At 69.9% G+C, this 13,976-nt stretch carries 12 protein-coding genes; 2 read left to right on the top strand and 10 right to left on the bottom strand.

What is annotated here, in order from left to right:
• Positions 1–18 precede the first annotated feature (18 nt).
• From M0G41_RS02475 to M0G41_RS02455, 5 genes are read right to left on the bottom strand one after another with little or no spacing between them, the layout of a single operon-like run.
• Entirely contained in the window at positions 19–651 is a 633-nt protein-coding gene (locus M0G41_RS02475) for an energy transducer TonB (RefSeq protein ID WP_248204723.1), read from the bottom strand.
• Positions 652–654: 3 nt separating this feature from the next.
• Entirely contained in the window at positions 655–1,068 is a 414-nt protein-coding gene (locus M0G41_RS02470; RefSeq protein WP_248204722.1) for an ExbD/TolR family protein, read from the bottom strand.
• Positions 1,069–1,071: 3 nt separating this feature from the next.
• Positions 1,072–1,698 (bottom strand): MotA/TolQ/ExbB proton channel family protein, encoded by a 627-nt coding sequence (locus M0G41_RS02465; RefSeq protein ID WP_248204721.1) that lies wholly within the window; start codon positions 1,696–1,698, stop codon positions 1,072–1,074.
• A 23-nt stretch (positions 1,699–1,721) separates the two neighbouring features.
• The gene (locus tag M0G41_RS02460) at positions 1,722–3,110 is read right to left on the bottom strand and encodes a MotA/TolQ/ExbB proton channel family protein (protein ID WP_248204720.1); all 1,389 of its coding nucleotides are present in this window, start codon (positions 3,108–3,110) and stop codon (positions 1,722–1,724) included.
• A complete protein-coding gene (locus M0G41_RS02455; protein WP_248204719.1) occupies positions 3,107–3,883 on the bottom strand; it encodes a DUF3450 family protein in 777 nt (258 codons plus the stop codon). The genes M0G41_RS02460 and M0G41_RS02455 overlap by 4 nt, the downstream gene beginning before the upstream one ends.
• Positions 3,884–4,052: 169 nt before the next feature.
• Here M0G41_RS02455 and argS point away from each other — a divergent pair, with 169 nt between their 5' ends.
• Both argS and M0G41_RS02445 read left to right on the top strand, forming a co-directional pair.
• Positions 4,053–5,810: an arginine--tRNA ligase gene (gene argS / locus M0G41_RS02450; protein ID WP_248204718.1), complete on the top strand. Its 1,758-nt coding sequence runs from the start codon at positions 4,053–4,055 to the stop codon at positions 5,808–5,810.
• Entirely contained in the window at positions 5,810–6,388 is a 579-nt protein-coding gene (locus M0G41_RS02445) for an SPOR domain-containing protein (RefSeq protein ID WP_248204717.1), read from the top strand. The genes argS and M0G41_RS02445 overlap by 1 nt, the downstream gene beginning before the upstream one ends.
• A 54-nt stretch (positions 6,389–6,442) precedes the next feature.
• Here the strand turns inward: M0G41_RS02445 and M0G41_RS02440 are convergent, their stop codons facing one another.
• The 5 genes from M0G41_RS02440 to speA form a co-directional block, all read right to left on the bottom strand.
• On the bottom strand, positions 6,443–7,759 hold the full coding sequence (locus tag M0G41_RS02440; protein ID WP_248204716.1) for a PQQ-dependent sugar dehydrogenase: 1,317 nt from the start codon (positions 7,757–7,759) through the stop codon (positions 6,443–6,445).
• Positions 7,760–7,829: 70 nt separating this feature from the next.
• Complete coding sequence (locus M0G41_RS02435; RefSeq protein WP_248204715.1) at positions 7,830–8,702, bottom strand: NAD(P)-dependent oxidoreductase; 873 nt, start codon at positions 8,700–8,702, stop codon at positions 7,830–7,832.
• A 58-nt stretch (positions 8,703–8,760) separates the two neighbouring features.
• Positions 8,761–11,427, bottom strand: a complete 2,667-nt coding sequence (locus tag M0G41_RS02430; protein ID WP_248204714.1) for a bifunctional diguanylate cyclase/phosphodiesterase — start codon at positions 11,425–11,427, stop codon at positions 8,761–8,763.
• Between the two features lie 144 nt (positions 11,428–11,571).
• A complete protein-coding gene (locus M0G41_RS02425; protein WP_248204713.1) occupies positions 11,572–12,048 on the bottom strand; it encodes an LIC_13387 family protein in 477 nt (158 codons plus the stop codon).
• Positions 12,045–13,931, bottom strand: a complete 1,887-nt coding sequence (speA, locus tag M0G41_RS02420) for a biosynthetic arginine decarboxylase (protein WP_248204712.1) — start codon at positions 13,929–13,931, stop codon at positions 12,045–12,047. The genes M0G41_RS02425 and speA overlap by 4 nt, the downstream gene beginning before the upstream one ends.
• Between the last annotated feature and the right edge of the window lie 45 nt (positions 13,932–13,976).

Here is a 13,976-nt window from a genome sequence, read left to right as displayed (position 1 = left end):
CGGAGGTGGTCACGTCGCTCATGACAGATCGAACCTCACCCGCTGCTTGGCCCAGACGCGGACGTTCTCGCCCTTGTACTGGGCCGGCTCGAATTTCCAGCCCTGTACGCCGGCCGCTGCGACATCGTCGAAAACCCCGGAGGGCTGCGACTCCAACACCTTGACCTTCTCCACCTGGCCGGTCGGCCCGATCAGGACGCTGAGCACGACATAGCCGGTGACGCCGCTGGCCTTGGCCCGCGAGGGATAGGCCATCGGCGCCTGGACGATCGGTCGCGGCGGCACGTCGACCGAGTCGTCGGTCATCACCACGTCGCCGGAATCACCGAGCAGGCCCTTGCCGAGGTCCAGCTCGCTGGCGTCGAAGCCGGGCAGACCGAAGCTGAGGCCGGCAAGGCCGGAGTCGAGGCCGACCAGGGGTGCCGGCGCGTTGCGCTGCGGCTTGCGCCTGGGCGGCTCGGGGCGCTTGACCGGCTCGGGCTGCGGCGGCTTTTCCTTCTTCACCACGTCGATGCTGCTGGCGGCCCTGCCGGCGTCGTCATCGGGCCGCGCAAGCTGGGTGTTCATGGTGAGCACGAGGGTCATGACCAGGATCAGGCCCAGCGCCGCGCTCGCGCCGCCGACCAGTCGCGGATTGCGCAGCGGGTTCATCGCTCAGCCTTCCCCGGCCTCGGCCACGGTGGCGACACCGACGTCCTCGGCGCCCGCGAGGCGCGCGGCGTCGACTACGTCGATCAGCTTCTGCGAGGGCACGTTGGCGTCGGTCACCACCAGCACCGACTTCTGGGTCATGCCCGAGAGCTGGTCGCGCACACGGCTCTGGATCACCCAGCTGCGGATCGGCTCACCCTCGAGATAGGTCTCGCCCTGGCGGTCGATGTAGATCCGGATCGCCTTGGTCGAGGCCACGCTCTGGCTCTGCGCGCCCGGCCGGTTGAGGTCGATCTTCATGTCCTTGACGAAGGTCGTCGAGACCATGAAGAAGATCAGCAGGATGAAGGTCATGTCGATCATCGGGGTGAGATCGACCGTGGTGTCGGTGCTGGCGCGCGGGCGACGGCGGAGCATGGCTTAGGCGTCCTGGTCCAGGTGCGTGTTGCTGGTCAGCAGATCCTTGATCTGCGCCAGGTCGATCTCGATCTGATGCTGGCGGCGGTCGAGCAGCGCCTTGCAGATGACGCCCGGCACGGCGACGACCAGGCCCATCTGGGTGGTGAACAGGGCGGTGGCGATGCCGCCGGCGATGCCGCCGGACTGCGAGAACAGGCTCATGTCGCCCAGCGAATCGAAGGTTTCGATCATGCCGGCGACGGTGCCGAGCAGGCCGAGCAGCGGGGCGATGGCGACCATGGTCGTCACCGTGCTGGCAAAGCGCTTGATGCGCGCCTCGTAGTCGGCGAAAGCGTCGTCCAGATAGCGGCGCAGCGGCGCCTGCCCCTCGTCCCGCAGCCTCAGGCCGTGGACGATGGCCTGGTCGACGATGCCTTCCGGGGCCTTGCCGCGTCCCTGCGAGTACTTGCGCAGCAGCACGCGCACGTTCTTCTGGCTGCCGCGCTGCAGCAGCGCCCAGCGCGCGCCAAGTGCATACCAGAGCACCAGGGTGATGATGACCAGGGGCGGCATGACATAGCCGCCGCTGGCCAGATAGGCGCTGACCTGATCGAACAGGCCACCGGGATGGGTAAGAGGGCTGCTCATGGCCGTGTGGCCTCCACCGACGTTCAGGCGGCGAGGCCGCGAACGTCCTTGTAGAGGTTGATGGTGCGCAGGGCAGCCTTCTCCATGTCGTCCTTGATCCGGTCGGCCCAGCCACCCAGCAGGTTGCCCAGCAGCAGGCAGGGAATCGCCACGATCAGGCCCAGTTCGGTGGTGACCAGGGCAGTCGCGATGCCGCCTGAAAGCAGCTTGGGATCGGAGGTGCCGAACTCGGTGATGACGTCGAAGGTCTGGATCATGCCGGTCACGGTGCCGAGCAGGCCGAGCAGGGGGGCGACCGCGGCGATCATGGTGATGACGCTGCCGAAGCGGTTGAGTCGGGTGGATTCGTGGAGGATCGACTCGGAAACGATGTCCTCGAGGTGCTCGCGCTCGCGGTCGACGTTGCGCAGCGCGGCGGTGACCACGCGCGCGGCCGAGCCCTTGAAGCGTTTGGCGGCGCTGATCGCCTCATCGGGCTTGCGCGCCTTCACCGCCGGGGTCACGGCATCGAGGATGTTGCCGATCGAGGCCCCGGCGTTCTGCAGGAACAGCGCACGCAGCACCACCAGCAGCATGGCGACCGCGCCCAGCAGCAGGATCACGTAACCGATCACGCCACCCTTCTGGACTTCGCCCCAGACGGTCTTGGCCTCGGGCTCGGAGACTGCGATCGATGCGTTGTCGTAGACGAAGGCGTTGATCGCCGACGGCAGCTGCTTGTTGGCCAGCGCTGCGGCGCTTTCGGCAGTCGGCGCATTCCACAGCTTGAAACGGCCACCCCCGGCGGGCGCCAGGGCACCGCTGCCGGCATCGCTGACGCCGAAGGTGGCGACGTTGCCGTAGTGCACCAGGGTGCCCTGCACCTCGCTGCCGTCGGCCAGGTAGAAGCTTCCCGGCTCGCGGCGCACGCTCTGCAGGGCGGCCAGCTGGCGGTCGGCCTGGGCGAACATAGCCTGCAGCCGCTCGGCCTCCGGCCGGGCCACGAAGGCGTCGTCATTGAGCCCCTCGACGCCCAGCCCGCCCAGCGTCGATCTGGCCTGCTCCAGGGTGGCGGTGACCAGGTCCTGGTTGTCGACACTGGCCTGGCCCTGCTGCTCGGCGCGGGCCAGGGCGTCCTGGGCCTGCTCGGCGCGCGACTGCGCGGCGAGTACGGCGGCCTCGAGCGCTGCGACCTCGGACTCCAGGCGGGCGCGGTCCTTTTCGAACTCGCCACGGATCTGGCTGATGCGCCGCTGCAGCTCACGCTTCTGCGCCTCGAGGAAGGCGAACTCCTTCTTGTAGGCGTCCTCGATCGACACCTGCGGCGCCGGCGACTCGATGGCCGCTGTGGGCGTCGTGACCGGCGCGGCGTCCTGGGCCAGGACCGGCGCGGCGAAGGCGAGGCCGAGAAGCAGGCCGAGGCGGGCGTTCATCGGCCACCTCCGGCGACGGCCAGCTGGGGCAAGGTGAACAGGCCCTGCTTGATCTGCTTGCGCTGGGCCTCGAACAGATCGGCGATCTGCCGCTGGGCGTCGGCCGGTTCGGCTACCACGAACTGCCAGCCGTTGCCGCCACGGACCGCCTGGCCGAAGCGCCCGTCCGGGGTGCGGAAGTACAGCGCCATGCTGCCGACCTTGACCACCTCGGCCAGCACGCGTTCACCGCCGACCTCCATGGTCTGGTTGTGCAGGCCGGTCTCGCGGGTCAGGCGCAGTTCGTCCTCGTAGAAGGCCCACAGCCGATTCGCAGCGCGCGCCGGCGGCATCGAGCCGTTGTTGATCTGCCCGCGCAGCGCCTCGAGCGCGGCGACGCGCTCTTCGATCTTGAACGGCAGACCGCCGCGGATCTGGTTGATCAGCTGGTCGATGGCCGAAAACAGCGCCGGGCTCAGGCTGCCTGCCTCGGCGCCGCGGGCGGTGGATTCCTCCAGCGCGGCATCGCGCTTGGCCTCGGCGTCGCGGGCCAGCAGCTGCTGGCGGTCGACGCTGGCGCTCAGCTCGGCGCGCTGGGCATTGAGGCCCGCCAGCACCGTGCGCTGCTCCTCGCGGAGCAATTCCAGCTCACTGTTCAGCTGCTCGACCTCGCCGCGCAGCGTGATCAGCCGCTCGGACAGCGCCTGCTGCGCCAGGGCAGGAAGGGACGAGGCGGTCAAGCCTGCCAGCAGAAGGGACGCCGCGATGCGCGGTGTCCGGGACGTGCGGCCCATTGTTCTCTCCAACCTTGCAATGCGCCCGAGTACCGGACGCCGAGGTCGAAAAGGTTATTTCGGATATCTTGCGGTTCCGTGACAGTCCGGCGGGATTCGGCTCCCCGGGGCCCGCCCGGGCCGGCCCTGCGCGCTACAATGGGCGGCTCTGCCCTGGAAACCTGCCGCCGTGAAAGACCATCTGCGTGAACTGGTGCTGCAGGCGCTGCTCGACCTGCGCCGCGCCGACCGCCTCGCCTTCGAGACCGAACCCGAGTTCGTGATCGAGCGTGCGCGCTCACGCGAGCACGGCGACTATGCCTGCAACGTGGCCCTGCTGCTGGCCAAGCCGACCGGGCGCAAGCCGCGCGAGCTGGCCGAGATGATCGTCGATACCCTGCCGCGTGCCCAGCACGTGGCCAAGGTCGAGATCGCCGGGCCAGGCTTCATCAACTTCACCCTCAACGCGAGCTGCAAGCTGGGCATCCTGCGCCGCGTGGGCGAGATGGGCGAGCGCTACGGCGCGGCCGAGAAGGACAGCCGCGAATCGGTCACCGTCGAGTTCGTCTCGGCCAACCCGAACGGACCGCTGCATGTCGGCCACGGCCGTGGTGCCGCCTACGGCGCCTCGGTGGCCTCGCTGCTGGAAGCCGCCGGGCACACCGTGCAGCGCGAGTACTACGTCAATGATGCCGGCCGGCAGATGGACATCCTCGCGGTCAGCATCTGGCTGCGCTACCACGAGCTGGGCGGCGTCAACGTGCGCTTTCCGGACAACGGCTACAAGGGCGACTACGTGGTCGAGATCGCCCGCGCGCTGCGCGCCAAGGAGGGCGATGCGCTGCGCCGCGGCGCGTTCGAGATCACCGAGGGCCTGCCGGCCGACGAGTCCGAGGGCGGCGACAAGGAAGCCCACGTCGATGGCCTGATCGCCCGGGCCAAGGAGCTGCTGGGAGAGGGCTACCGCAAGGTGTTCGAGGCCGGCCTCAACTGGTGCCTTGCCGACATCCGCGACGACCTCGCCGGCTTCGGCGTCAACCATGACAATTTCTTCTCCGAACGCTCGCTGATGGTCGACGGCTATGTCGACCGCGCCATCGACACGCTGCAGAGCAAGGGCCACCTGTACGAGCAGGACGGAGCGCTGTGGTTCCGTGCCACCGAGTTCGGCGACGACAAGGACCGCGTGGTCCGCCGCGAGAACGGCGTCACCACCTATTTCGCCTCCGACCTTGGCTACCTGCTGTCGAAGTTCGAGCGCGGCTTCGACCGCGCGATCTACATCTTCGGCGCCGACCACCACGGCTACATCGCCCGGCTCAAGGCGGCGGCCCAGGGTCTCGGCCTCGACCCGGAGCGCATCGAGATCCGCCTGGTGCAGTTCGCCATCCTGTTCCGCGGCGCAGAGCGCGTGCAGATGTCGACCCGCGCCGGCAGCTTCGTCACCCTGCGCGAGCTGCGCGAGGAAGTCGGCTCGGACGCCGCGCGCTTCTTCTACGTGATGCGCAGCAATGACCAGCATCTGGACTTCGACCTGGAGCTGGCCAAGAGCCACTCCAACGACAATCCGGTCTACTACATCCAGTACGCCCACGCGCGCATCTGCGCGCTGTTCCGGCAGCTGGCCGAGAAGCACTGGTCATACAACCGCACCGCCTCCGACGCCGCCCGCGCCCGCCTCACCGAGCCGCAGGAGCTGGATCTGCTCGATGAGCTGATGCGCTTCCCGGAGATCATCGAGGCCGCCGCCGACCAGCGCGGTCCGCAGATCCTCGCCAACTACCTGCGCGAGCTGGCCGGCGCCTTCCACAGCTACTACAACGCGCTGCCGATCCTCGTGCCGGAGGAAGAGTTGCGCAACGCGCGACTGGGCCTGTGCGTCGGCGTGCGCCAGGTGATCGCCAACGGCCTCAAGCTGCTCGGCGTCGGCGCTCCGGAGAGCATGTAATGGCCGCCCGCCGCCCGAAGACCCAGGCCAGACGCCACGGTGAGCGGCGCACCCCGGGCTGGGTGTGGCTGCTGGCCGGATTGCTGCTCGGGCTGGGCATTGCGGTGATCGTGCTGGTCCGCGACGGCATCGACGCCAGCAAGCTGCTGCCGCGCCCCAACCCCGCAGCGACCACCCCGCCGGAACCCGAGGCGCCGGTGGCGCAGAAGGGCCAGCCGGCCGAGAAGAAGCCGAAGTACGACTTCTACACCGTGCTGCCCGGTCGCGAGGTGGTGATCCCGGACGCCGAGCTGAGTGCCCAGGCCAAGGCCGAGCCGGAGAAGCCCGCCGAACCGGCCGAACGCCTGCTGCTGCAGGCCGGCGCGTTCAGCGATCCGCGCCGCGCCGAGGAGATCAAGGCGGCGATCGCCTTCACCGGGCTGATCGCCCGGGTCGAGCCGACCACCGCGGCCAGCGGCCAGACCGTGCACCGGGTCATGCTCGGCCCGTTCGCCTCGCTGCGCGAGCTGGACGATGCCAAGTCGACCCTCGAACGCTCCGGCGTCCAGGCCATCGCCATCCGCGAACCGGGACGCTGAGCGCAGACCCGCGCCGCGCGGGCGCGCCATCGGCGCTGCGGATCCCACCCCGGATCAGGGGCAGGCTCGGGCCTCGAAGCCGGCGCGCAGGAGAACCTCGCGGGTGACCTCGCGCAAGCAGCCGCCGTAGTCCGCGGCGTAGAGGCGACCGCTGCTGTCCTCGCCGAAGCCTGAGGGATTGCCGCCCTGGCGCCATTCGGCATAGCCGAGTCCGGTCGACGCCGGGTCGGCCACGAAGTAGCGGCCGTCGACGAAGTCGGCGAACACGTAGGCCCCCTGCCAGCTGGTCTCGGGTCCGCGGTAGCGGAAGCCGCCGGTGATCGACCGGCCCACGGTGCGGGGATAGTCGTAGACCGGATCGGTGAAGGCCGGTGGCGCCGTGCAGGTGATGCCGGGCGTCGCGATGAAGCCCTCCCGGCAGCGCCAGCCGAAGTTGAGTCCGCCGGAACCCACCGGCAGCAGGTCGACCTCTTCCCGGGCGCCCTGGCCGACATCGCCGATCCACAGGTCGCCGGTCTGCCGGTCGACGCTGAAGCGATAAGGGTTACGCAGGCCGCTGGCATAGACCTCGTCGCAGACGCCGTCGGCCGTCGCGTAGGGATTGTCGGCCGGGATGCCGTAGCCGGTCTGCGAACCACCGGCGCCGCAGCGCTCGTTGCCGGTGCCGCCGGTGGACACATCGATGCGCAGCATCTTGCCGAGCAGGGCGCGGGAATCCGGATCGCCGCCGCTGTTGAGGAAGGCCGGATCGGCGGGGCAGTCGCTGCCGTTGCCGCCGCTGCTGGCGCCGACCAGGTCCGCGGGGTTCAGGGTCTGGGCCCGGTTGCAGGGGTCATTCCCGCTGCCGCCGTCGCCGAGCCCGATGTAGAGCATGCCGTCGAGGCCGAAATGCAGGTCGCCGCCATTGTGGTTGGAGAAATCCTGGTCGATCCGCAGCACCACCTGGCCGCTGCTCGGGTCGGCGAGGTTGGCGTCGGCTGCCGAGCGCTGGTAGCGGGCGACGACGGTGTCGCCGGCCCCGTCGGTGAAATAGATGAAGAAGCGGCCATTGCTGGCGTAGTCCGGGTCGAAGGCGAGGCCGAGCAGTCCGCGCTCGCCCCCGCTGCTGAAGCCCAGCGCGGGGGCGGTGCCGCCACTGGCCGCATTGATGTTGAGGAAGGGCGTTGCCTGCAGCACGCCGTTGGAGACGATCCGGATCTGACCGTTCTGCTGGATGACGAACAGCCGGGCATCGCCAGCGTGGCGGACACCCAGCGGCTGGGTCAGCCCCGAGACGACGTCCATCAGGCGCAATCCGGTGGGCAGTGGATCGCCCGCGGTCGCCACGGCACAGGCGGTCAGGGCACACAGCGCGCTGGCAAATCGACGCATGACGACAGGCCTCCTTGGATGAGGCCCCCGAGCTTACAAGCTGCCTGTGGCGCTGGGGAGCACGCCCCGCCTAATCCCGGCCGGCGGTACGTTTGAGCAGGATCAGCGCCGAGGTGTCGAGATCGCCGTGACCATGGCCCTGCAGCAGTTCATAGTCGCGCCGCGCCTGGGCCAGTACCGGATGGGCAATGCCCAACGACCCGGCCATCGCTTCGGCGATGCGCAGGTCCTTGGCCATGTGCGCGCACTTGAAGCCGGGGTTGAACTCCGAGCGCATCATCGTGCCGCCGCGCTTGTCGAGGAACCAGTTTCCGGCGGCGCCGGCCATCAGGGTCGGCAGCAGGTCTTCGGCCGCGAGGCCCAGCTTCTCACCCAGCGCCAATGCCTCGCTGACCGCCTCGTTGATGCCGGCCACCATCACCTGGTTCACCGCCTTGGTCGCCTGTCCGCTGCCCTGCCCGCCCATGTGGGCGATCCGCGCGGCATAGCAGGACAGGAACGGCTCGGCCCGGGCCAGCACCTCGGCCGTGCCGCCGACCATCACTGAAAGCCGGCCGTTGCGGGCGCCCTCGACGCCACCGCTGACCGGCGCATCAAGGAAGTCGATGTCGTGCGCGGCCAGCCGCCTGCCGGCCTCCCTGGCCGCCTCGACCGAGGTCGTGCTGTGATCGATGACGAGGCTTCCCGCGGCCAGCACGCGGCCGAGCGCGTCGACGTTCTCCAGCACGTCGTGATCTTCGCCGACACAGAGCATGATGACGGAGCAGGACCCGAAATCGGCCGCGGTGGTGGCGCCCTTCACCTCGAGCTTGCGCGACCATTCCACGACGCGCCCGGGGCTGCGGTTGCCGACCACGGCAAGCCGGCCCGCGGCCGCCAGATGCCCGGCCATCGGCCCGCCCATGGCTCCGAGCCCGATGAACCCCGCCTCCGCCTGCGCCATCGCCACACTCCACAAGGATCCGGCGGCATTGTCGCCGCCCCGCGCCGGCCTGGCCAGATCAGGGCAGGTCGCTGCTCAGCGAGGCATGGGCCGGGATGATTTCCGGAACGTGCACGCCGAAGCCCTGGGCGTAGTCGACGCCCATTTCGCGGAGCAGGTCGATCGCTTCCTCGCTGCCGACGAACTCGGCGATGACCCCGGTGCCCACCTGGTGGCCGACCTTGGTGATCGCCGCAACGATCGACTGGCTGAGCTCGTCGTTGACCAGGTCACGGATGAAGCTGCCGTCGATCTTCAGGTAATCGACCGGGAGGTTCTTCAGGTAGGCGAACGAGGACATGCCGGCGCCGAAGTCGTCCAGCGCGACCTTGCAGCCGAGCTGGCGCAGGGCCCCGATCAATGCGGAGGCCTGATTGAAGTTGGAGACCGCCGAGGTCTCGGTGATCTCGAAGCAGAGCTTGTCCGGGGCCAGCTCGGCGCGGGCGAGCTCGGCGAGCAGGAAGCCGGGGAAGCTTTCGTCACCCATGGTGGCGCCGGACAGGTTGATGCTGCACAGGCCGATCTCTCCGCCCTGCGGATGCAGGGACTCGAATCGGGCCAGCGCCGTGCGCACCACCCAGCGATCGACCTCGGGCATGACCCCGAAGCGCTCGGCAGCGGGGATGAAGGCACCGGGCGGCACCATGGCGCCGCTGCGGTCGCGCATCCGGACCAGCAACTCGAAATGCGGCGGCGCGCCGACCTGCCGGCCGAGCGGGCGCAGTTCCTGGAAGTACAGGCAGAACCGATCCTCGGCGAGCGCCTCACGGATGCGCTGGACCCAGTCCATCTCGTTGCGCCGGCGGTGTGAGACCTGTTCGTCCTCGTTGTGCACCATGACCCGGTTGCGGCCGGCCTCCTTGGCCAGGTAGCAGGCGGTGTCGGCGATCGCCAGCAGCTCGGCGGGGTCCGGCCGGTCGGCGGCATCGAACGCCACCGCGCCGATGCTGGCGGTCAGCGCGAAACCGCGGCCCTGCCACAGGAAGGGCGTGGCCGCGATGCTGTCGAGAAGATCCTGCGCGCGGGCGCGGAAGGCTTCAGGCCGCGTCTCGGCCAGCAGCAGGCCGAACTCGTCGCCGCCGAGGCGGGCCACCTGGGAGCGCTCGCCTGCCTCGCTGCGCAGCTGCTCGCCGACATTGGCCAACAGCTGATCGCCGGCGGCGTGGCCGCAGGTGTCATTGATCAGCTTGAACTGGTCGATGTCGAGATAGACCAGCACCGCCCGCTCCAGGCCGGCCAGGGTGCCGGCGCAGGCGCGGCGCAGCCGGGCATCGAACTCGCGCCGGTTGAGCAGACCGGTGAGCGCATCGTGGCTGGCCTGGTAGCGCAGCTGGGCGGTCAGCTGCAGCCGTTCGGTAGCGTCATCCAGCAGCAGCAGCCAGTGGTCGGCGCCGTCGCCGGCGCCGCCCAGCGGGGCGCAGCGCCAGACCGCCTGGAAGCTGCGGCCGTCTAGCGCCTGCAGCTCGACGGTGCGCTCGTCCTCGTCGATCCGCGCCGAGTCGGCCAGCGTCTGCCGCTTGAGGCCGAAGCGATCGATGCTGCCCGGTGGATCCTCTGCCTCGAGCGCCAGCAGCTGGCGTCCGGCATGGTTGATGTACTCGATGCCGCCATCGTCGCGGCGCACGACCAGCGTGGCGGTCGGGAGCAGGTCACTGAGCCGGCGGAAACGCTGCTCGGAATCCCGTACCCGGGAGGCAAGCTGCTCGGCCAGTCGCTGGGCGCGCTCCCGGGTGCGCAGCAGGGCGGTGATCCAGCCGGCCAAAAGCAGGGCGGCCACCACGCCACCGCCGCCAACGACGTACGCCTCCCGCCGGCTGTCGGCGTACCACTGGGCATTCGGCAGCAGCCGCACCTGCCACACCTGGCCGCCGAACCCCACTTCCGTCGTGGCCGCCGGGCGATCAGGATCGCCGGCGGCGCCCACTCCGTCCAGGACGCTGGAGTAGATCGGCGCGGCGCCCTCGGGCTGGTCGGCATCGCGGATCTGCAGCTCGTAGCCACGATCCTGGTCGATGGCTGCCTCGAGGCTGGCGCCGACCAGGGAGGAAACACGGAAGGACACCACGATCGAACCCAGTTCCTGGGCGCGGCGGGACTGCAGCTCGGTGGGAGACGGCAGGCCGCCGGCATACAGGGGCAGCCGGATCACCACGCCGTCGGACTGCTCGCCCGGTCGATCATGCTGCACCAGGGTGAAGGGCTCGGACATCACCGGCTCGTCGGTGTCGCGAGCGAGTTCGAGCGACGCGAGGTTGGCCGGCTGGGTGGCGATATCGAGGCCGATCAGGCGCTCATTGCCCTTGAGCGGCGTGACCAGGGTGTATCGGTAGTGCAGGGCGCCCGTATCGGGATCCCGTTCGCGCGGGGCATAGCCGACGGCCTGCAGGCCGGGGAAGTTCTGCGGAACGCGCAGCGCTTCCACGCGCCGGCGGAAGGCTTCGGCATCGAGGTCGGGCTCCAGGGAGAGCAGGGTCTGCATCGCCCGCACCACCCGGGCGCTGGCCTCGAGGCGCGCCAGCAGAACCTGCCCGTAGCGCTGGGCGGTGTCGGCCAGCGCACGGTCATCCTCGCGCTCCAGGGTGCGCAGGTGGTACTGGCCCAGGGCCAGCGCAAGCACTACTCCGCCGAGGGCGGTCGCGAGGCTCAGAAACCAGTGGGAGTGGGCAGAGCGCGGAGACGGCGCCACGCGTCGAGCTCCAGATGAGTGAAGGGCCGAAGACGAGTGTACGCGGTGCTCCCTCACCGCGGGCATGTGCAGAGGGCATACGGCCACTGCCTGGCGGTGAATGGCGCTGCGCGCGGGAGCCGGGCTGCGCGGGCGACGCGGCAATCAACCATGCAGGGCATGGCCGCTGCGGTCGTGGCGGGTCAGCGCTGCCCACAGGAAGAGCAGGCCGCCTCCCCCCACCGCCAGCAGCGGCTGCGGCAGCGGATGGATCAGGCCAAGCAACAGGGCAGCAGCGCCGAGCAGCCAGGCGTGGCGCCAGGCGTGCCGGCGCAGTGCAGCGGACGGTGCCTCGCGGGCAAGGATCCAGCCGCTGGCGCCGAGCAGGGCCAGCAACACGGCGTAGACCAGGCTGAAGGCGCCGATCACCTCCCACAGGCTGGTCTCAAGCGGCCCGCGCACCGGGATCTCGCGCAGCGCCTCGACCATCCCGCGCTGCGCCTCGGGCGGGCCGTCGGCGTGCAGGAACAGCCGCCAGTGGGCCGGCAGGTGGGCGCCGGCGTGCAGCAGCAGCCAGCCGGCCGCCCAGCGGAAGCGCGCCCGCAGGCGCTGTTCCTGGCGGCCGGCAGGCGCGTCGGTCACCCGGGTCCGTCGGCCAGGTAGGTGTAACCGGTGAGGCCGACCTCTAGCGCCTGCAGCAGGCGCGCGGACTCGTCCTCGGCCAGTGCGGCCGCCTCGACCTTCTCGCGATAGGCGGCGCGCAACTGGCCGAGGTCGTAGCCGACGTAGTCGAGCATCACGTCCGAGGTGTCGCCGCGGCGCGAGCGGGTCAGGGCGTAGCCGTCGCCGGTCAGGCTGACATTCACCGCCGAGGTATCGCCGAACAGGTTGTGGATGTCGCCGAGGGTGTCCTGATAGGCACCGACCATGAAGAAGCCGAGGCGGTAGCCGGAGGCATCCGGCGCATGCAGCGGCAGGGCGCTGTCCAGCTCGCCGTTGTCGACGTAGGTGTCGATCTGGCCGTCGGAGTCGCAGGTCAGGTCGGCGATGATGCCGCGACGATCCGGCTGCTCGTCGAGCCGGTGGATCGGCATGATCGGGAACACCTGGTCGATGGCCCAGACGTCGGGCACCGATTCGAACACCGAGAAGTTGACGAAGTACTTGTCGACCAGGCGCTCGTCGAGCTCGTCGATCAGCGGCCGGTGGCTCTTCTCCTCGGCGCTGAGCCGCGTGCGCACGCCGTGGGCGATGGCGTAGAAGACGTCGTCGATGCGCGCCCGCTCGGCGAGGTCGAGCTGGCCGAGCGCATAGGCCGACTGGCCCTCGGCCAGGTAATGCTGGGCATCGTGGAACAGCTCCACCGCCGAGCGCTCGTCGAGCGCCGCGTGCAGCTCGCGCAGGTGGCGCAGCGCGGCCGACTCGCCCTCGCCCACCGGCGGCAGACCGCCGCGGGGCGCGAACTCGACCTCGGACACGTTGGCGATCAGCACCGCGTGGTGAGCGGTCAGGGCGCGGCCCGACTCGGTCAGCACACGCGGCGCCGGGATACCGTGCTCGGCGCAGGCATCGGCCAGCGGCTGGACGATGGTGTGGGCGTACTGGTCGAGGCCGTAGTTGGTCGAGCAGTAGCCGCGCGAGCGGGTGCCCTCGTAGTCGACGCCAAGCCCACCGCCGACGTCCATGTAGCGGATCGGGCAGCCCAGTCGGGTGACCTCGACCAGGTAGCGGGTCGCCTCGCGCATGCCGGAGGCGATGTCGCGCACATTGCTGATCTGCGAGCCCATGTGGAAATGCAGCAGCTGCAGGCAGTCGGACAGGCCGCCGGCGCGCAGGCGCTCGATCAGGTCGAGCAGCTGGCGCGGCGAGAGACCGAACTTGGCCTTGTCGCCGCCGCTGTTCTGCCACTTGCCGGCGCCGAGGGTGGCCAGGCGCATGCGCACGCCGAGCCCGGGCTTGACGCCCAGCGCGGCGGCCTCCTCGATGACCGTCTCCAGCTCCGAGGCCTTCTCGATGACGATGAAGGTCTCGAGGCCCAGCTTGCGGCCGATGAGCGCAAGGCGGATGTACTCGCGGTCCTTGTAGCCGTTGCAGATGATCACGCCGCCCGGCCGGGACAGCGCCAGCACCGCCATCAGCTCGGGCTTGGAGCCCGCTTCGAGGCCGAAGTCGGAAGCGCGGCCGGCCGCGGCCAGTTCGCCGGCGACGCCGAAATGCTGGTTGACCTTGATCGGGTAGATGGCGGTGTAGCCGCCGCCATAGCCGCAGTCGCGCATGGCCTGGGCGAAGGCCGCCTGCAGGCGCTTGAGGCGATCCCCCAGGATGTCCGAGAAGCGCAGCAGCAAGGGCAGGCGCAAGCCCTGCTCGCGGGCGGCGGAGACCACTTCGTCGATGACGATCGAGGGCCCCTCGGCGCCGCGCGGACAGGCCAGCGCGCGACCGCGGTCGTCGATGTCGAAGTAGCCTTCGCCCCAGTAGGGGACGGAGTAGGTGCGGCGGGCGCGTTGCACGCTCCAATCGCTCACGGGCGGGCTCCAGGCCGGAAGGGCGCGTAGTGTACCCAGTCGTCC

It is taken from the genome of Pseudomarimonas salicorniae (assembly GCF_023156535.1).
In the GTDB taxonomy this organism is placed as follows: domain Bacteria; phylum Pseudomonadota; class Gammaproteobacteria; order Xanthomonadales; family Xanthomonadaceae; genus Pseudomarimonas; species Pseudomarimonas salicorniae.
This window is presented reverse-complemented; position numbering and strand designations above follow the sequence as displayed.

What these genes read in the sequence shown, in the direction of transcription:
- M0G41_RS02475 (WP_248204723.1), bottom strand. Translation starts at nt 651, where the DNA reads ATGAACCCGCTGCGCAATCCGCGACTGGTCGGCGGCGCGAGCGCGGCG.
- M0G41_RS02470 (WP_248204722.1), bottom strand. Translation starts at nt 1,068, where the DNA reads ATGCTCCGCCGTCGCCCGCGCGCCAGCACCGACACCACGGTCGATCTC.
- M0G41_RS02465 (WP_248204721.1), bottom strand. Translation starts at nt 1,698, where the DNA reads ATGAGCAGCCCTCTTACCCATCCCGGTGGCCTGTTCGATCAGGTCAGC.
- M0G41_RS02460 (WP_248204720.1), bottom strand. Translation starts at nt 3,110, where the DNA reads ATGAACGCCCGCCTCGGCCTGCTTCTCGGCCTCGCCTTCGCCGCGCCG.
- M0G41_RS02455 (WP_248204719.1), bottom strand. Translation starts at nt 3,883, where the DNA reads ATGGGCCGCACGTCCCGGACACCGCGCATCGCGGCGTCCCTTCTGCTG.
- M0G41_RS02445 (WP_248204717.1), top strand. Translation starts at nt 5,810, where the DNA reads ATGGCCGCCCGCCGCCCGAAGACCCAGGCCAGACGCCACGGTGAGCGG.
- M0G41_RS02440 (WP_248204716.1), bottom strand. Translation starts at nt 7,759, where the DNA reads ATGCGTCGATTTGCCAGCGCGCTGTGTGCCCTGACCGCCTGTGCCGTG.
- M0G41_RS02435 (WP_248204715.1), bottom strand. Translation starts at nt 8,702, where the DNA reads ATGGCGCAGGCGGAGGCGGGGTTCATCGGGCTCGGAGCCATGGGCGGG.